Genomic DNA, 19,032 nt, shown 5'->3' with positions numbered 1-19,032 from the left:
GATGAACCACAAAAAAGCCATAGCATGTTCGCTATGGCTTTCTTATTTCTATTTGATTACTTGGTTTGAGTATCAAGCATCACTTGCCAGTATTCACACTTGGCCAAGAACTCTTTTAAATAAAGCTCTGGGTTAGCAAGCTTCTCACCGCCTTTAACATCAGCTCCAGTCACACGCCAAAATCCACGAGTAACCAAGTTTCGATGATAAATAAAATCGTTGAGTTCATTGGCCTTCAAAGGAAGTTGCTCACCAAACGTATTTTCGTAGCGGCTCAGAGTCGAGGCTTGTTCACTTGGCTTCTCCCTTAAAAAGGTATCCAAATCCAGACCTAATGCCTGTTGCTGATCTTTTGATAGGGTTTTAACTAATTTAGAGATCACACTGAACAGAGCCAACTCAACTTTTTGAGACGCTAATAACGATGCACCTAAAAGCGCATGTTCATTGGAAATGTGTTGCTCTGTTGATGAAACGGTTGCTGTTGTCACTGTGTTAACCTCAAATAATCATAACGGGTGTTACTGAACTGGATAGAGTCTTTTCACTAAGCTGAATCTTGCAGCTAAGCAGAGTCTTTTAGCAGAACACGGTCAGCATCAATAATGGTGAAGCCTGATGCATCTTCGTTCTTTTCGACTTGCACTAAACCTTTAAAACCAATCTGCGACAGCTTCTTCGCAAGTTGATCTGGTGCTGTTTCAAAAACAACATTCATAAAAGGTAAAGACTCAGCATCAACAAAACCATGCTCGTTAAACAGTTCCATTGCTTGAGATAAATGGTCTGAGTCGGTTAATTCGATAATTTCTACAACTTCTTCCAACAACATTTTCGATTCCATATTCGCCAGAAAGTGACTGACACAAGCCGGTTCTTTTTGCTTGCATACATCCCGATGCCCTAAGACACCCCTTTAGTAGTAGGGATATCATAACATATTAATAATCGCAAAATATGTTTTATTTTCCCTAAGCTACTGGGAATACTAGAAAAGAATAGAAATTGGTGAAACATAAGCAACACCAATTCATAGTATCGATAACGGTAAACCTGATTTGAGGTGATCAGGCAACCGTTACTTGAGAATCGCCCGTTTCTACAATCGATTCTTGTAACAAGCCAGCATAAATACCATTGTGTGCCACCAGCTGTTGATGATTACCTTGCTCAACAATTTCACCCTTTTCCAACACCAAAATCGTATCTGAGTGACGAACGGTACTCAAACGGTGTGCAATCGCAATCACGGTTTTTTCCTTGAAAAGGCGCTGCATTGCTTTTTGAATCAGGTCTTCAGTGATTGAATCTACCGAACTGGTCGCCTCATCAAGCATCATCAATTGACCGCCCTGTGCAACCGCTCTAGCGAACGAGATAAGCTGCGTTTGCCCTACAGACAAGTTAGAGCCGTTCTTTTCCAAGTGGAAGTCATAACCTTGTGGCAATTGTTCAATAAACTTATCGGCATAAACATAGCGCGCCGCCTGTTCAACCTCAGTTCTAGATAGATGCGTTTTGCCCAGCGCGATATTGAATTGGATGGTCTCTTCAAATAAGTGCACGTCTTGCATCATCATTGAGAACAAATGAGCAGAGTCTTCACTTGAGATCTGTGACAGCTCTATTCCATTCAACAAAATGCTGCCTTCATAGTCTTGGTAGGCTTTAGAGATCAGACGCAGAATCGTCGACTTGCCCGAGCCCGTCGAACCCACAAGCGCGATTTGATGCCCTTTCTCCAATACAAACGAGACATTCTTTAGAACGTAGGGAGAGTCGTCTTTGTAGCGGAAGCTTACGTTCTTAAACTCTAGGCTCACAAACTGTTCAAGCTGTTTCTCAACCTTGTTAGATGGCAGCAGGTTACGCCCTTCCTCTTCAGTCGGCTCAACAAACAGTTCTTCAATATGGTCAAACGCTGCAAATGAACTCTGAATCGAAGCGATCTGCGAAGTAAAGTCACGAATCGGAACAAACACTTTCTCTAAGGTGTTGATGAACGCAATCAGCACACCCAAGGTGAGCGCCCCTTCTAACACTTGCTCAGAGCCATACCAGATCATAATCGCGATAGTGATGGAGGTGATGCCAGAGATAAACGAGAACAAAATCGCATCGTATTTATTGATCTTCTTCTGCGCTCTTAAAAACTCATCGGTATAGCCTTGGTAGCGTTGCTCGACTTGCTCTTCCGCTCGGTACATCTGAACGGTTTTCATGCCAAATAAGACTTCTTGTAAAAAGCCAATACCGCGAGCGAGAGAAGAACGAGTCACCTTATAGAGAGCACGAAGTCGGTTTCTCACATACACCGTCAAATACATCACTGGCGGCATAATGATCAATACAATCATCGTTAACTGCCAATCAATGAAGAACATCATCACCAACAGAGCAATGGTATTGATGCTGTCTTTAACTAGCCCGACAACCGACTGAACAAACGTCTCGCCGATGGTTTCCAAGTCACTGGTTAATCGTGAAAGCGTTACCCCAATCGGTGTGTTATCAAAATAGCTGCGCGGTAGTTTGAGCACGCGAGCAAACAATACTGAGCGCATGTCAGTTATCGTGTATTGACCAGTTTTACGCAGATTGTACGAATAGGTGGTATCCACCACATAACTCGCCACCAGCACGGCAACGAGATAGAAGACGTATTCGAGCAGACCATCCATATCCCCGTGACTCAGGTGAACATCGATCACTTGAATGATCAGCCAAGGGAACAACAAGCTCGTGATGACAGAAAGAGGAAGCATAGCGATGCCCAGAATCGCAGAGCCTTTGTATTTCTTAGCAAACTTAAAAAAGTGCTTGAGGTACTTGAGATCAACACGTTTTAACATGCTGCTGCCTCCGTTTCATTCTGCTGTAGTTGCCATGTATCGTAATAGTAATCACAGGTTTTCAATAACGTGGCGTGGTCGCCCTTCGCGATCACTTTACCTTCGTTCAACACGATGACTTCATCCATATATTCAAGGGCATTAACGCGGTGTGAAACCACAAGAACCGATTGATTTTCCAAACGTTTAAACAAACCTTCCAAGATCTTACGTTCTGTTTCATAGTCGACAGCCGATAGAACGTTATCCATGATGATCAGGTCGGTGGGTTGCAATAAAGCACGCGCAATACTTAAGCGCTGCTTCTGACCACCTGACAACATGATCCCTTTCTCACCGACTAAGGTTTGATCGCCGTGTTCAAAACGTGTCACATCACTAGCCAACTGGCTGAGCTCTAGCACTTCATCAACCTGACTCTTTGCCAAATCGGTATCTAGGCTACCAAAGCGGATATTGTCTTCGACGGTTGCTGAAAACAGGTAAGGGTCTTGAGTCACGGTTTTCACGTAACGGCGTAAGTCACTGCGTGAGAAGCTAGTGACATCTCTTTCACCAAGGAAAACAGAACCTTGTGGTACATCCAAGTGGTGGTTTAAGCAGTTCACTAATGTCGTTTTACCCGCTCCGATCCCGCCTAACACACCCACTTTCTTACCTGTTGGAATATCAAAGCTGATGTCATCGAGAATCACGCGTTCTTCACCTGAATAGCTGAAGCTGAGATTGCGAACGGAAAACGTTTTTCCCTTCAGCGATTCAACATCTAATTCAGTAAGCTTATCTTCATCTAGCTCTGGGACTTTGGCATTAAGAATGGTTTGTGCACTTTGGATACCGACCATGCCTCGCTGATAAATGGTCGCGATTCTGCCAAGTTGCATCAATGGCATAGCGAGCAAAACTGAGTAAGTCAGAAAGGCGGTAATCTCACCAAGTGTGAGTTCCTGTCTCATTAACATGTAGCCACCAAGCCCAAGAATGATGATTTTCATCAGGTCATTGGCGTAGTCGAGTACCGGCATAAAGAAGACTTGAATGCGTGTAATTTTAAGGCGGCATTCAAGCAATAACTGGTTCAGTTTTTCAGTTTCAGCTTTCACCCAAGGTGACATCTGCTGGCTCTTAATGAGATCAATCCCAGACAGGTAACTCATTAGCTGAGCAGACAGATTTTGTAGGCGCTTCATGTGCTCTAAATGCAGCGCTTTCATACGCTTGAAGCCCACACGGAAAATCACAAAAGCGATTGAGATAGGAATGATCGAATACAGTGTGAGTTCTGGCGATATGCGCCACATGTAAAGAGGCGTCAACGACAACGCAAGTAAGGCATTGAAGAACTGCAAGAAGCCGACACCAAACAGCAGTCGAATGCCACTAAGGTCATTGTTGATAATCGAGATCAGTCGACCAGAAGCAAAGCGTTCGTGAAAGCTGCTCGGTAAGCGATTCAACTTTTGTAGAAGTGTACTTTTAAGTGCGGCCTCTGTAATTCGCCCCGGATTAAGCGCATAGATACGAGACAGAATTCTCACCACCACCATGGCAACCGACATCCCGACCACAATCCAAACATAGGTTTGAAGCTGTTGGTGGCCAGTTGAAGAGGCATCATCAATCAAATCTATCGCCAATTGGATATAACGAGGGATCTCTACTTGTAACCAGTTGACGAGAAAGATGAACACAATCGCCAATAAGTACGAGGTGCGATTCATGCGCAGATAATGGGCAATAAACTGTCTTTTATTCATAGTATTCTTTGTTTAGGGCAGGCTCACAGCGAGATTTAACGATATAACCGGGCAGTTAAGCTAGATAGGTTCATCGCTGAGGTAAAGATACATCAAAAACACTTAGTTGACAATATCAACCATATTCAATAATTAGTTTCGGGTATTAAGTTTTAGCATTGCTAGAAACAACTTTGCCGCCAAAAGTGGCGGCAAATAAATAGCTTAGCAGGCTAGTATTGATAACGGCTAAAGCATCTCTTTGGCAATCAAATGCAGCAAAAAGGTTTCACGTTCAATACTCATGCCCTTTTTAGGGCTCTCGGCCATGGTCTTCTCGTTATGAGCAATTGCCTCATGAATGTTAATCCACACCGGTTTCATCCCGTTTTTCACTTCATAATCTTCGTAAGCCGTTTCACCAAGCTCACGATCGATCTTGCATGAGTAGCAGTAAGAAATCATGTGCATCATGTCTGCATCATCTTTGTACCAAGGACGAAACTCTTCAAAAATGCCGAACGGCTTGATGCTATGGATATTCTTCGCGCCAGTCTCTTCTTCGAGTTCACGAACCATACCTGCGATCACATCTTCCCCTTCATCCAAACCACCACCAGGAATGGTGTAGTCGTGATAACGCTCTGTATACAGCATCAGAATGTCTTCACCATCTAACACAATGGCACGGGCAGCGTTGCGCTTATAGACCGTTTTATTGTCTAGATGGTCGATATCAGGATGGATGGTTGTTTTTAGGTGTCTCATGATTCTGGCTGCTCTACTGAATTTGGCGGCATCATATCATAATCATCAATAGATTCGAGGTTCACAACCGCTAACCAGAACGGATCGGACGGGGATATTCCTACGGTAACTTGAATCCACTTAGCTTGATCTAACACTCAAAAAGTCGTTAAACATGAAGAAATATCAACCTATTTCAATATCTTGACCAAATTAGGACAACCTTTTCTGAAATCTAAAATATACTAATTTCATAGAGCTTCTCATTTGGTTCTGTAGAACTTAACGCATTCGATTATAGAGTTATCACGTAGGAGATAGACATGAAGAAAATTGGTTTGATGGCTGTATGTGCCGTTGTATTAGGCGGTTGTGCAAACGACTATGCAGAATATAGCGAGGGCCAACGTGTTTCAGTCGCTAACCCAGCAGCGGTTTATTGTGTTCAACAAGACGGTGAATTAGACACGGTTACTGAAAACAATCAGCGTACAACTTACTGTGTATTCGATGACGGCGAGCGCATTGAACAGTGGGAGTACTACCGCAATAACCATGAGCAAGATTCAGAAAACCAAAGTTAATCACTGTAAAAAAACACATGAGCCTTCTGGCACAATGTTATGGGCGATGATTACGTTCGAGCGGTTAAAAACATCGCTGAAGAAGGCACTGAACTTCTAGCTTTTGGCATCACGAGAAAGAAATAATCACCTATCGCCACCAGCGATGTGTGTGATCCGATTCCGGATCTAAATAACGATTCAATAAAGTCAGGTTAGTATCTAGTAGAGCTAGGTATTCCCTGACTTTTTTTACATCGGTACCCACTGAAGTCTGCTGGATACAGCGCTCCAATGCTGGGAGTAAACTCTCCACAATGTCAAAGTCAGATGAACGTCCAACGAGCTCTTTGGCAGTGATCAATGCTTCCAAAGACAGTCTTTCTGGCTCTCGTCTAACCAACTCTAAATCTCGCTTAAATGCGCCCGCAGAGACACCTTCAAGATAGACTCGGTAGGTCGTCAGTACATCCATCAATAGAAACAATTGCCCTTGAGTACTTTGATGAGGATATGGCACCGCAACATGAGCCTCTAGCTGACGATCTATTTGCAGCTCTACCCCAAGTGCAGAACACTTCTCGATGAGAACTTTAAGCAAACCTTGCTCGTCCATCAACATCTGGATGTCAAAAATACGTTGCAAGTGATAGTCATTCGAAACGAATGTCACTTGCACACTTTGCCCGCGAGTAAACAGCCCGCTTGCAATCATCTCTGAGGCCAAGTTCTGTATGTTCTCGACAGTGTTGGTCGAGTGCTGCTCGAGCAAAATCGCCCCTAAAGAAAACGGATGTTCACGCTGCTTTTCAAGCTTTCTAAAGTACTGGTGCATCGCGTCGGCTTCAGACAGTGTTTGCCCTTTTGTTAGCCCACCACAAAATGCTACCGCAGTTTGCTGATTCGACTCTTCTACCAAAGGCTCCGCCAGATACTCAACCAAAGCATCAACTCGACTGATTCCTTCATCAGTCAATTTATTCTGATTAAGTCGCTTACCCAGCACAATAAGGAGGTGATTAATGCTCATTTTATGTTCAAGTCTCGTTTTGGGGATTAGATGGAGTGAATTATGTATACAATACTTGTTAACAAAAGTATTTTGAAATTCTTATATGTTGCTCGCAATAATGCTCACTATTGATAGCGACATCTTAGGTAATACAAGAATAAACGTGTCGCTTTACAGCAAACATAGCACGCTCTTGTATTTCATCGCTCTATGCTTGTTAGCACTAGTCGATAAAAGAGCCCTTTCAATCAATGAATACGCTCTATCGCATAACTGTTTCACCCACAGAACAGGTTCACTCAAAGAAGTGCAACTAACCAAATACAAATTTTACACAGAGTTCGTCCATCGAACCGTCTTCACAGGAAGTTACTATGCTGTCTATTTTTGATATCTACAAAATTGGGGTTGGACCATCCAGCTCCCACACAAATGGACCAATGATCGCTGGGTTTAACTTTACCCAAAAAATTGATGCTCAGCTTAAGCAAGTGAAGCGTATTCAAATCGACTTATACGGCTCGTTATCATTGACGGGTATTGGTCACCACACAGACAGAGCGACCTTGTTAGGTTTGCTAGGTAACCGCCCCGACACCATTAAAATCACCAGTGCTAACCAAGCAATGCGTAAGGCGATTGAAGATAAATCTCTATTGGTTAGCGGTAACCATGAAATTTATTTCGATGTAGAAAGCGATCTGCTCTTCCACAAGACCAACCTTCCGCTGCATGAAAATGGTATGACTATCTCTGCCTTTAACGAAAGCGGCAGCCTTCTGGATATGGAAACCTACTACTCGATTGGTGGTGGCTTTATCGCAACCGCTGATGAGCTACAAAACGGCAAACAGGAAGCAGAAACTCAAGTTGAGTTCCCTTTCTCTTCTGCTGATCAGTTGCTTGAACTATCCGAACAACAAGGACTGAGCCTTGGTGGCTTAATTCTACGTAACGAAGTTTCATTCCAAGGTATGGATGTGATTGACCAGAAAGCCGACCAAATTTGGAAGGTGATGTCTCTGTGTATGCAGCGTGGCTTTGACACGGAAGGCATTCTTGATGGCGGTCTAGAAGTCACTCGTCGAGCACCTGCTCTGCTTAAAAAGCTGGAAGCAAATGCCTCGATTGAAAACGATCCAATGGAGATCATGGATTGGATTAACCTATTTGCCTTTGCTGTAAGTGAAGAAAACGCAGCGGGCGGTCAGGTCGTGACATCACCGACCAACGGTGCGGCTGGGGTTATTCCTGCGGTATTAATGTACTACCATCGCTTCATCAAAGAGCTAGACACTAAGCAGCTTAAAGACTTCTTGGCAGTCTCTGGCGCAATCGGCATCTTATACAAAACCAACGCTTCGATTTCTGGCGCAGAGGTAGGTTGTCAGGGTGAAGTCGGCGTTTCTTCATCAATGGCCGCAGCAGGCCTAACTGCCCTACGTGGTGGTAGCAACGAACAGATTTGTATTGCAGCTGAGATCGCGATGGAACACTCATTGGGCATGACATGTGACCCTATCGGTGGCCTTGTACAAGTACCATGTATTGAACGTAACGCAATGGGTGCAATGAAAGCGATCAATGCATCGCGCATGGCGTTGAAGCGTACCAGCAAGTGTCTTATCTCGTTAGACAAGGTTATCGAGACCATGTATCAAACAGGTAAAGACATGAACAAGAAGTACCGTGAAACTTCTCTAGGCGGCCTAGCCGTGATCCATATGGCACCACCTTGTGAATAAAAGACAGGAACACGAGTGGAGAAAGCCTCTATAGAGACAGCATTCTTGTAAACTTAGTTTTCAATATCTCAACAAAGCCAGCCACCAAGCTGGCTTTTTTATTGGCTAAAGCCCAACAGCTAATTGAAAGTGATACTCACTCAAAATAACTTACAGAATGACTACCTCTAACTTTCCCTTTATTAGTTCATTACTTAGCCACAAATGATGATGGCTAAATTTCATACCGCCATGCATCCACTTGCAAAATCTAACGTTGCAAATCTCATTCATGAGAAATATGAATGCACTCATAAGAAAAGATATATCGAGTAAAGTTCTGCTTGGGACAGATGTTTAAGTTTATGTATTACTACTAATGATATTATAATCGGGCAATTACACTACATATTAATACAAACGTGAGAATAAAATAATGTGGAATAGATTAAACAAATCAATGATGTTCTGCCAAATGATGTTCGGACTTTCGTTCTATGGCGTCATGGTGATCTTGACTCGTTTCTTCCTTGAAGATCTGAACTACAATGAAGCCGACACCATGATGGTTGTTGGTGCTTTCTCTGCAATCGGACCGCTATTTGCTATCGCAGGTGGCTTTATCGCCGACAAGTTTTTAGGCGCCTACCGATCTTTAACCATTGCCTTCCTAGGGTTCGCAAGTGGTTACGTTCTACTGGTACTTGGTGCAGCAGCAACCAATGTTCCGATGGCATTATGTGGTATTGCGTTAGCAAGTTATGCACGTGGTTTGATGTCCCCTTCTTACCCAAGTCTTTACAAACGCACGTTCAAAACTCAAGAAGATTTTGAGAACTGCTACCCAATCAACTACTCAGTAAACAATATTGGTGCTCTGTTAGGCCAATACCTGTTCCCAATGCTAGTACTTGTTGTTGGTTTCCACGGTGGTTTCCTTCTTTCAGCGGTGCTAGCCGGTGCTGCGCTTCTGATGATGATCTTTGTTCGCAAAGGCCTTGTTGAAGCAAGTGCTGAAATCGACCAAAAACCAGTAAGCACTAAAAACTGGGCAGCGTTCCTTGGTCTTTCTGCAGCAATGATCGGCTTGGTATTCTTCATGTTCTCTAACATGGATATTGGCCAAAACATCGTGTACGCAATCGGTGGTGCAGCGATCATCTACTTTGTCTCTTTGATGATGAAATCGAAGAAATCAGACATGCTAAAAATGGGGACTATCTTAATCATCACATTCCTGACGACATGTTTCTTCGTGTACTACGGTCAGATGATGACTTCGATGACAATGGTAGCGATCAACACAATGCGTGGCGATCTATTTGGTTTCATCCCTGTCGCACCTGAAGCTTCAATGGCAATGAACCCACTATGGTGTATGGTTGCTGGCCCTATCATCGCGGGTATCTTCTCTAACCTAGAAAAGAAAAACATTAACTTCTCAACTGCAACCAAAGTCGGTTTCTCTTTCATCCTTACGGCTATCGCTTTCGGTATCCTTACGATGGCAGTAACGACAGTTGGTGACGATATTCTGATCCGCCCAGAAGTCTTCCTAGCGATTCACTTCTTCCTAGCATTCGGTGAAGTGATTGTAGGTTCAATGGTTGTAGCCTTCATCCTGTCTGTTGCACCTAAGCACATTGAAAACTTCTCAGTAAGCTTGTTCTCTGTTGCTATCGCACTATCAGGCATTGTTGGCGCGGTATTCTCAACGTCTATTGCACTAGAGAAAGGTCAAGAGATCACACAAGAGATCGTGCAAACGGTTTACGGTGATTACTTCCAAATGCTGACTGTTCTTGCCGTCGTGATGGTAGGTATCGCAATGGCAGCATCGTTCATTATTCGTAAGATGCTAGAAGCTGCGAAAGCCGCTGAAGAAACGATTGAACTAGAGCAAGCAAACAGCTAATTCTGTTCGCTGAGTCAAACCAATCCTAAGAGCCCTTTAGTTTTCTAAAGGGCTCTTTTTTGTAGGATCCGTTTCTCAATAGGATCTGTCGTATAAGTTAGGTAGTACATGTGTAAATCAAAGTAAATGATAACTATTAGTATTGAGTGTTTTTTAGTTCAGGATTATGATGTGGAAATCCAAATCTAAGAGAGCCTTATATGAGCAAGCCTAGCCCTATCACATTAACCGTTACTCAAACCTCAACAATTACTCCAAACATGCAGCGCATAACGCTTAGCGGTGAGGGATTAAGTAAATACCCAACAGAATGTGCCGGCGGCTACATCAAGCTTTTATTCTCGCCACTTGGCACGACTGATTTAAGCCAGCTAAACGAAGGTGAGCGCCCAACCATGCGCACTTACACCATTCGTCAGTACAATCCTGTAGAGCAGTGGATTGAAGTCGATTTCGTTCGTCACATCACTAAAGATTTGCAGTGTGGCTTTGCTGCAAGGTGGGCAATGAACGCGAAAGTGGGTGACACTATTTCAGTGGCTGGTCCTGGTTTAATTCAGGGGCTTAACCTAGAGTCAGACTGGTTCTTCTTAGTTGCAGACATGACGTCCCTACCTGCGCTTTCTGCAAAAGTAAAAACGCTCCCAGAAACAGCGACTGGTCACGCTATCATTCAGATCAACTCAGCAGCAGATAAGCAGGTACTTGAGACTCCTCAAGGTATCAAAGTAACCTGGTTGATTGAAGATGAAACCTCAGAGTCACTTTCACAAACCGTGCGCAACACAGAATGGTTAGAAGGTCAGGTTTCAATATGGACAGCGTGTGAATTTGAAAGCATGCGTGAGCTAAGACAATACTTCCGCAACGAAAAAGAAGTCGCGAAAGAGAACATCTACATCAGCAGCTACTGGAAACGTGGTGTCACTGAAGATGGCCACAAAGTGTTGAAACAGCAAGATGCTCAAGATTTAGCAGGTTAAACCTGTTACGACATACATCTTTTTGCTAGATAAATAGAAAACGCCCTTGACGACATCACTATCGTTAAGGGCGTCTTAGTTTGAATCCGATGAAGATCAAAGCCGAAGTGTAAGATTAGATACTCTCACCTACTTCAATCTCATAACCAAGATCCAGCTTCGCCACCCATTCATTGTTGCCTTGTAAACGCGCTACAACTTGCTCTGCAGCGACTTTACCGATCTGCTCCCTAGGTGTTACTACAGTCGCTAAACGAGGCGTCATCGCCACGGTGATGTCGTGTCCGTGGAAGCCTGCAATCGCCATCTGCTCTGGTACTTGAATACCACGTCGTACACACTCGTAAAAAGCACCAATGGCCAAATCATCGTTAGTACAGAAAATGCCATTCACTTCAGGGTGCTTCTCAAGTAACTCACCAATCAGTTTTGCACCAAGAGTAAACGAGGAAGCGTCTTCCGTTTGCAGCGTTACTGGCGTTTTGTCGGCTTCTTGCATCGCATGTTCATAACCGGCCATTTTTAAGCGCGTACGTTCATCCATACGAGCCGCTAAGTAAGCAATATTGGTTCGCCCCCGGTCGAGCATGGTTTTGGTCATTGCTCTTGCCGCTTCGAAGTTATCAAAGCCAACCGCTTGTTCAATACGGGGAGACACCGAATCCATAATTTCAATCACTGGGATAGAAACAGTCTGCAGCATTTTACGCGCTCTATCAGTGTGAACGTTTTCTGAAAGGATAATCGCGTCAACGTTGTAAGAAAGCAGCGAAGCGATGCTCTGCTCTTCCAGTTCTGCGCTATAGCCATAGTGAGCAATCATGGTTTGGTAACCCGCAGGCGCGGTGACTTGCTCAATACCACGAATAACTTCAGCAAAAACTTGGTTAGTTAACGAGGGGACCAAAACACCAATCGCATTGCTTTTTGCGTTGGAAAGAATGTCTGGTGCGCGGTTAGGGATATAACCTAGCTCGTCTACTGCAGCGCTGATCTTATCTCGCAGTGCTTCTGATACTTGAGAAGAGTCTCTCAGGCAGCGACTGACGGTCATTTTTGTGACACCAACTAAGTTGGCAACATCTTGTAATGTTGGACGTTTTTTCTTATTCGACATAATTAGTAATTATTATTTTTGAGTTATGTTACTGGTAACAGTGTATCCGACTGACGTGGAATTTGAAGCCTAATTTAGTAAAATGTTGATACAGCATCATAATTAAAAACGCCCTCTTGTTGAGGGCGTTATTGATTGTTTAAGCGTTTACTTTTACTTCAGTTCTTGGGGACTGACTCCAAGTGACATGGAATTTTTCGGCTTCCTCTCTATCGACTCGCGAATAGGTATGAGAACCAAAATAGTCACGTTGCGCTTGCAATAGATTCGCTGGTAACACTTCACAGCGCAGAGAATCAAAGTAGCTTAATGCAGAACTGATCCCCGGCATCGGCACACCATACAAAGCGGAGTTAGCAACGGCGATACGCCAAGCAAGCTCACGCTCTTCCATTTGTTTGATGAAAACCTCGTCAAACAACAGGTTCGCCAGCTCACCATTTTGTTGATAAGCCGATGTAATACCTTGTAAGAATGCTGCACGGATAATACAACCTGCTCGCCAGATCTTAGCTATTTGAGTGAAATCGAGATTCCAACCCTCTTTGTCTGACGCTGTCTTTAATAAATCAAAACCTTGCGCATAAACAGACAGTTTGGCGCAATACAAAGCATCATGAAGCTCAGAAATAACCTCTGTTTGATCCAACTGACTCGCATTGGCAACATTGCCTTTTAGCAGTTTGCTCCCTTGAATACGTTGTGATTTTTGACCGCTCATCGCACGTGCATAAACCGCCTGTGCAATGGTTGGGGTTGGGCAGCCTTCCTGAAGGCTGTTAACTGCTGTCCATAAGCCTGTGCCTTTTTGGCCAGCCTTATCAAGCACAACATCAACAAATGGTTTACCCGTAGCCAAATCTTCTTGTTGAAGAATGTCGGCACTGATTTCCATTAAGTAGCTATTAAGTACACCGTTGTTCCACTGTTCGAAAACTTGGCCAATCTCTTGAGCTGGCATTTCAAGTACATCACGCATGAACTGATACACTTCGCAGATGAGCTGCATGTCGGCATATTCAATACCGTTGTGTACCATTTTCACATAGTGCCCTGTACCAGAAGGACCAACATAGGCAGCGCATGCTTCACCCGCTTCAAACTGAGCAACCGGTAGCCCATTAGCATCCACTTTTGCAGCAATCGCTTCCCACATCGGTTTCACATATTGCCAAGCCGATTGGTCACCACTCGCCATAAGCGCCGGGCCAACACGAGCGCCTTCTTCACCACCAGAAACGGCGGTGCTAAAGAAGCGCAGTTTGCCTTTGTAGCTCACTTCACGCGCCTCGGTATCTGTCCAAAGGCTGTTGCCTGTATCGATAACAATGTCGTCATTTTCTAAGCCAGCATCAAGCAAGCTATTTACGACGATATCGACAGGTTTTCCAGCAGGAACCGACAAAGCGATTACACGCGGCTTCGCGAGCCCTTGCAGCACATGCTCAAGGCTAGTCCCTTGTGTGAACTGACCTTTACCAGTAAACGATTCATTAAGCAGCTTTGCTTCTGAACTGGCGCGATCAATGTTGTCTGTATTCAAGTCAAAGCCAGCAACGTTAAAGCCGTTATCCAATAGGTTGAGCGCAAGGCTTTTGCCCATCACGCCTAAACCAATCATCGCGATGTCATTTTTTATCTGAGTCATGGTTTAACCTATCTGCTTAATTTGTTTGAGTGCACTTTCTACGACTTGCTCAACATCTTGCGATATATCGACAAATAGCGCTTCATCTAGCTCAGGTTCAACCAAGGTTGCGAATTGGCTTTTCAACATTTCTTGGCCATTAAAGTAATGGTTTTCACGAGCTTTATGGCGATTCCAAATCGTATCGAAACTGCCCTGAAGGTATATAATCACTAAGTCTTCATTGTCCTCTCGCAGAATCTCGCGGTATTGAGGTTTCAATGCAGAGCATGCAATCACTGCACTTGGCTGCTCAATGTATTGCTTGTTAAGTGTTTCTAGCCATCCTTGACGATCTTCGTCAGTCAGCGGGATACCTTGACGCATTTTTTCAACGTTGCTTTGCGGATGGAAGTCATCCCCATCAAAAAATTGAAGTTCTAAAGCCTGCGCGACACGGCTACCAATCAGGCTTTTTCCGCATCCAGATACGCCCATCACGAGTATTTTTTTGCTTTTCATAAGGCAAGCCTTCCCTAAGCCCCAACCAAAACAGGGGCTGACAATCGAATCTAATAGTTAAACTTGTGTTGCTATTGATAGGTTCCTGAACGTTAAATTCACTCAGGAACCTTCGCTGTTATTGCCACCAAAGCGCGAGCTGAGGGAAGATAATAACCAGTGCCAGAACCAATACTTGAAGTGCAATGAACGGCAGTAGTGAAGAGAAAATCTCACCTAAGCTGATGTCTTTTGGTGCTACTGATTTCAAGTAGAATGCCGCAGGACCAAACGGCGGTGACAAGAACGACACCTGCATGTTTAGGCAGAACACAACGCCGAACCATACTGGGTCAAAACCAAGGCCAGTGATGATTGGAACGAAGATTGGCATTGTTAGAAGTGCTACACCTACCCAGTCAAGGAACATGCCTAGTACCAACAAGATAGCCATCATGATTAATAGCGTTACTGTCGCGTTACCGCCACTGAGCGCAAGGATGGTTTCTTCAACAAAATCAATGCCGCCCATCAAGTTGTAGATACCAACCAATGCACTTGCACCGATACCAATCCACATGATCATGCCGCAGGTACGCATGGTTGCGATGGCACTCTCTTTCAACATGCTGAAGTTCAGTTCACCACGGATTAGCGCACTGATCATGATGCCAACTACACCCAAAGCAGACGCTTCTGTTACTGATGCGATACCTGTGTAGATACTGCCCAAAACCGTTGCGACAGAAAGCAATGGGAAGAACAGAGCTTTGAAGTAGCTTGGCTGATTGGCGATATCGTCTTCTGTCTCATCATCACTTGGAATAGGCGCAAGAGCAGGGTTTAGCTTACAGCGAATCAGCACGTAACCGATGTAACAGCCAGCAAGAATAAACGCTGGTAAGAATGACGCTTTAAATAGGTCGCCAATCGATACGCTAGCTGTCATACCGTAGATGATCAGTACGATACTTGGTGGAAGCATGGTACCAAGTGCGCCACCCGCACAGGTTGTACCGATAGCAAGCTTACGGTCATAACCCAAACGAAGCATTTGTGGCAGAGCAAGAATACCCAGTAGTACCGTTTCACCACCGATAACGCCTGACATCGAAGCCAATAGAACCGCAACTAATAGCGTTTGAACTGCAACACCACCACGAACCTTACGGCCAACAGATTTCATGGCATCAAACAGATCACGCGCGATACCCGAACGGTCTAATAAAGCCGCCATCAATACGAACATAGGAACAGCAAGGAAAACATAACCAGAAGCAAAGCTGTAAGTGCGGCTCGCAATCAAAGGCAGGGCATCAGGACCAAACCAACATAAAGTGAAGAAAATCGCGACAAAGCCTGTTACGAACGCTAGCTGCATACCGGTCAGTAGCAAGCCAATCATCATAACCAACATGAGCAAGCTGCCCCATGCGATACCAATAGAAGATAAATCAAACATCGTCATTCTTCCTTAGACCCATCAACTCTTGGATTAGGTGCAATATAAACTGGACAACAAGAACACACAAAACGACAAAGATCAGGCCTTTCAGCAACGCAGGATAAGGCGCGTTTAACACTGAGCCTGATGTTTCAAGGCGGAATTCACCCCAAGGTGCAAACCACGCTTCTTCCGCAGTGAAGTAAGCCGCGTAAGCGAGCATGCCAGCAAAGGCCAAACCAACAATGTGGTGAACAAGATTAAGATATTTGCGTGCTTGGTTAGACACTGAATCGTAGATAAGAACCACACGCACATGCTTATTCGCAGCAAACGCGTAGATACCACCAATAATGAATAATGAACCACCGATGAAAGAAGCTGTTTCATGTACCCATGTGGTCGGGGCATCAAATGCGTAACGCATCACAACTTCATAAAATGAAATCAATACAGTAAAGATAAAAAACCAGCTCACGAGATTACTGAACTTTATAACAAAACGATCAAGCGCATTTCTTGGTTGCTCGTCGTTTTCAGCTGGGGCATGGGGAGTTTTGTCTGTCATGGGCCAAATATCCTGGGAGAATACGGGAGAGCAGTGCCCTCCCCCGTCAGTAAACTAAATTTGAATTACAGTAAGCCGTTTTCTTCTAGGAACACAGTCACTGAGGTGTAAACTTTCCCTGCGTTGTCAGAGCGCTCTGCAAATACTTTCCATTGGCCTTTCGCGATTTCACGGAACTTCTTACGCTCTTCTTGAGACCAGTCGTGGATAGTAATTTCTGGGTTCGCTTGAGCTTCTTTAAGTGCAGCTTGGTCAGCCATTTTCAGCTGAGTTGTCATGTCGTAAGAGAAGTCACGAACTGACGTTTGTAGAATCGTTTGTAGATCCGCTGGCATCTTGTCCCACTTCTTCTGAGATACAGAGATATCGATAAGAGGCAGTGAGTGGAAGCCCGGTTGAACTGGGTGAGTAGCGATATCGTTCATGCCCGCTTTTTGGTTGGTAGAGAATACCGTGTAGTCCGCAGCATCAATAACGCCTTTGCTTAGGCCAGTAAATACTTCAGAACCCGGTAGGTTTACTGGAGTCGCACCCGCGGCTGCAAATACTTGTTGAACTAGGCCTTCGGGAGCACGTAATTTCAGGCCTTTAAGATCCGCAACACCATCGATTGGCTTTTTAGAAATGAAAGATTCAACACCCGTCGTAGAAGCACCAACAAACTGAACTCCGTAAGGCTTGTACAGTTCGGTCATTAGCTCATTACCACCACCGTAGTTCATGTACTGAAGCAGTTGTGTAGTGTCTGACCATGCGCCAACCATGTTACCGATAAGACCAAATGCTGGATCTTTACCAGAGAAGTAACCTGTTGCTGTGATGTGACCATCTAGGATGCCCATTTTGATCGCGCCTAGCGTTTCTGTGTGCTTAACCACAGCGCCTACAGGCAGAAGATCGATATCAATACGTCCGTTAGACATCGTCTCTACGCGCTCAGCCCACTTCTGCTGAACCTTGAAGTTCAAGTCACCAGAAGGATCTGAAGATTGAATTTTAAGTTTAAAGTCTGCAGCCATTGCTGAAGTAGCAAATAGACCAGTAAGGGAGGCAGCAATCAGCGTTTTAGTCAGAGCTTTCATTTGGGTATCCTTATGAGTTTCACAGAGTCCGGTTTGTAATTATATGTTACCGGTAACGTTGAGGTGGATGTTACCGGTAACTTTACAGCTTTGTCTATGAGAAGGATCACATCTTTAACATTAGTAAAACGTTTGCTATCAATAAGAAAAATGCGACTGAAAAGTCACATTATAGGTTGGAGGTAGGATTTAATTTCTTTTTAAGTCAGTGAGATAACTAAGCCAGCAATGATAAAAACGACGCCTACACCACGCGTAACGTGCCACTTTTCCTCTAAAAAGTAGATCCCCATCACTACGCCGAAGATGATACTTACTTGCCTAAGTGCAACAACCAAGCTGACGTTCTCTGTCATAGTCATCGCAAACAACACCAAACCATAAGTCGAAGCCATCATAATGCCTGCAAGCGTGGCTTTCTTTCGCAGTATCCAAGCATTAGTAAACTCGATTCTTTGGTTGGTTACGAATAACCAAACACTCAGCGGAATCACAATCGCCCAAAACTGAATGCCTAGGTAGAAAATCGCGGTGTGCTTGTTTGTGATAATAGATGTGCTTAATGGTTCTAATAGTAGAAGCGCCTCTTTATCAATAATGGAATACCCCGTGGTACCAATAGCGGCGATTAACGCCCACAACACGCCGAGGTTGAGATACGCTTTTAACCTAAGATCTGAAAACTGCTTTAGTGGTACAAACATGCAGCCTAAGGTTATTAAAGTGAACCCAATCCATTGATTCGCTGACAATTCATAGCCTATCAACACCGTGCCTAAACCCACCATCAACACGGGCAGTGCCCGTGCCATTGGGTAAATCACACCGATATCAGCTTGTTTATAGGCCGCGCCTAACCCAATCAAATAGATGATTTGACAGATCCCACTCAAGAAAACCAGTTGCCAAAATGGAAGTAAGATATTTGACAGTCCAACGCTGTGAACATACCAGATCAAGTAAGGCGTCAATATCGCTGCGGCGGCAAAGCCAGAGGCTAAGAAGAATGACGAGCCCGAGCCTTGATTAGATTTACCTAGAACGTTCCAACCCGCGTGAAGCAAAGCCGAAATGATCACGATTACAATCGCAGAGAATTCCATTTCATTCCTAAATTATTGATGAATTAGCACAACGGCTGACAACAGGTGATAAAAAAGG

The 19,032-nt window shown here is 44.3% G+C and carries 17 protein-coding genes; 4 read left to right on the top strand and 13 right to left on the bottom strand.

Features of this window, described 5'->3' with window-relative positions; all coding sequences use genetic code 11:
* Positions 1-56 precede the first annotated feature (56 nt).
* The 5 genes from AB4329_RS17845 to AB4329_RS17825 form a co-directional block, all read right to left on the bottom strand.
* Positions 57-491 carry a hypothetical protein gene (locus tag AB4329_RS17845; protein WP_372104262.1) on the bottom strand — a complete coding sequence of 145 codons (435 nt, stop codon included), beginning with the start codon at positions 489-491 and terminating at the stop codon, positions 57-59.
* 74 nt (positions 492-565) lie between these two features.
* Positions 566-832, bottom strand: coding sequence for a hypothetical protein (locus AB4329_RS17840; protein ID WP_017059525.1), 267 nt, complete (start codon positions 830-832; stop codon positions 566-568).
* A gap of 235 nt (positions 833-1,067) precedes the next feature.
* The gene (locus AB4329_RS17835) at positions 1,068-2,852 is read right to left on the bottom strand and encodes an ABC transporter ATP-binding protein (RefSeq protein ID WP_372138945.1); all 1,785 of its coding nucleotides are present in this window, start codon (positions 2,850-2,852) and stop codon (positions 1,068-1,070) included.
* The gene (locus AB4329_RS17830) at positions 2,846-4,609 is read right to left on the bottom strand and encodes an ABC transporter ATP-binding protein (RefSeq protein WP_371720970.1); all 1,764 of its coding nucleotides are present in this window, start codon (positions 4,607-4,609) and stop codon (positions 2,846-2,848) included. Before AB4329_RS17830 ends, AB4329_RS17835 begins: the two co-directional genes overlap by 7 nt.
* Before the next feature lie 228 nt (positions 4,610-4,837).
* On the bottom strand, positions 4,838-5,356 hold the full coding sequence (locus tag AB4329_RS17825) for an NUDIX hydrolase (protein ID WP_076645211.1): 519 nt from the start codon (positions 5,354-5,356) through the stop codon (positions 4,838-4,840).
* Between the two features lie 302 nt (positions 5,357-5,658).
* Between AB4329_RS17825 and AB4329_RS17820 the strand changes: the two genes are divergently transcribed.
* Positions 5,659-5,919 (top strand): DUF333 domain-containing protein, encoded by a 261-nt coding sequence (locus AB4329_RS17820; RefSeq protein ID WP_017059521.1) that lies wholly within the window; start codon positions 5,659-5,661, stop codon positions 5,917-5,919.
* Between the two features lie 130 nt (positions 5,920-6,049).
* Here AB4329_RS17820 and AB4329_RS17815 read toward each other — a convergent pair whose 3' ends face one another.
* On the bottom strand, positions 6,050-6,928 hold the full coding sequence (locus tag AB4329_RS17815; RefSeq protein WP_372138944.1) for a YdcF family protein: 879 nt from the start codon (positions 6,926-6,928) through the stop codon (positions 6,050-6,052).
* A 356-nt stretch (positions 6,929-7,284) separates the two neighbouring features.
* Here AB4329_RS17815 and AB4329_RS17810 point away from each other — a divergent pair, with 356 nt between their 5' ends.
* The 3 genes from AB4329_RS17810 to AB4329_RS17800 all read left to right on the top strand — a co-directional run bounded on the left by AB4329_RS17810 (position 7,285) and on the right by AB4329_RS17800 (position 11,532).
* A complete protein-coding gene (locus AB4329_RS17810) occupies positions 7,285-8,655 on the top strand; it encodes an L-serine ammonia-lyase (RefSeq protein WP_017059518.1) in 1,371 nt (456 codons plus the stop codon).
* Positions 8,656-9,070: 415 nt separating this feature from the next.
* On the top strand, positions 9,071-10,549 hold the full coding sequence (locus AB4329_RS17805) for a peptide MFS transporter (RefSeq protein ID WP_080582209.1): 1,479 nt from the start codon (positions 9,071-9,073) through the stop codon (positions 10,547-10,549).
* 200 nt (positions 10,550-10,749) lie between these two features.
* Positions 10,750-11,532: a siderophore-interacting protein gene (locus tag AB4329_RS17800; protein WP_102332033.1), complete on the top strand. Its 783-nt coding sequence runs from the start codon at positions 10,750-10,752 to the stop codon at positions 11,530-11,532.
* 115 nt (positions 11,533-11,647) lie between these two features.
* Here AB4329_RS17800 and gntR read toward each other — a convergent pair whose 3' ends face one another.
* From gntR to AB4329_RS17765, 7 genes are all read right to left on the bottom strand, one after another.
* A complete protein-coding gene (gntR, locus tag AB4329_RS17795; RefSeq protein WP_017079677.1) occupies positions 11,648-12,649 on the bottom strand; it encodes a gluconate operon transcriptional repressor GntR in 1,002 nt (333 codons plus the stop codon).
* A gap of 139 nt (positions 12,650-12,788) precedes the next feature.
* A complete protein-coding gene (gene gndA, locus AB4329_RS17790) occupies positions 12,789-14,297 on the bottom strand; it encodes an NADP-dependent phosphogluconate dehydrogenase (RefSeq protein ID WP_372138942.1) in 1,509 nt (502 codons plus the stop codon).
* A 3-nt stretch (positions 14,298-14,300) separates the two neighbouring features.
* On the bottom strand, positions 14,301-14,798 hold the full coding sequence (locus tag AB4329_RS17785; RefSeq protein ID WP_372138941.1) for a gluconokinase: 498 nt from the start codon (positions 14,796-14,798) through the stop codon (positions 14,301-14,303).
* 118 nt (positions 14,799-14,916) lie between these two features.
* Positions 14,917-16,239: a TRAP transporter large permease subunit gene (locus tag AB4329_RS17780; RefSeq protein WP_372138940.1), complete on the bottom strand. Its 1,323-nt coding sequence runs from the start codon at positions 16,237-16,239 to the stop codon at positions 14,917-14,919.
* Positions 16,232-16,789 carry a TRAP transporter small permease subunit gene (locus AB4329_RS17775; protein WP_372138938.1) on the bottom strand — a complete coding sequence of 186 codons (558 nt, stop codon included), beginning with the start codon at positions 16,787-16,789 and terminating at the stop codon, positions 16,232-16,234. The genes AB4329_RS17780 and AB4329_RS17775 overlap by 8 nt, the downstream gene beginning before the upstream one ends.
* Before the next feature lie 65 nt (positions 16,790-16,854).
* The gene (locus AB4329_RS17770; protein WP_016797095.1) at positions 16,855-17,871 is read right to left on the bottom strand and encodes a TRAP transporter substrate-binding protein; all 1,017 of its coding nucleotides are present in this window, start codon (positions 17,869-17,871) and stop codon (positions 16,855-16,857) included.
* 200 nt (positions 17,872-18,071) lie between these two features.
* Entirely contained in the window at positions 18,072-18,974 is a 903-nt protein-coding gene (locus AB4329_RS17765; protein WP_372138936.1) for a multidrug transporter, read from the bottom strand.
* Positions 18,975-19,032 lie beyond the last annotated feature (58 nt).

The sequence above is a fragment of the Vibrio sp. 10N.261.54.A5 genome (assembly GCF_041471145.1).
Lineage (GTDB): Bacteria > Pseudomonadota > Gammaproteobacteria > Enterobacterales > Vibrionaceae > Vibrio > Vibrio crassostreae_C.
The sequence above is the reverse complement of the archived record's forward strand: the minus strand, read 5'-3'. Positions and strand labels throughout refer to the sequence as shown.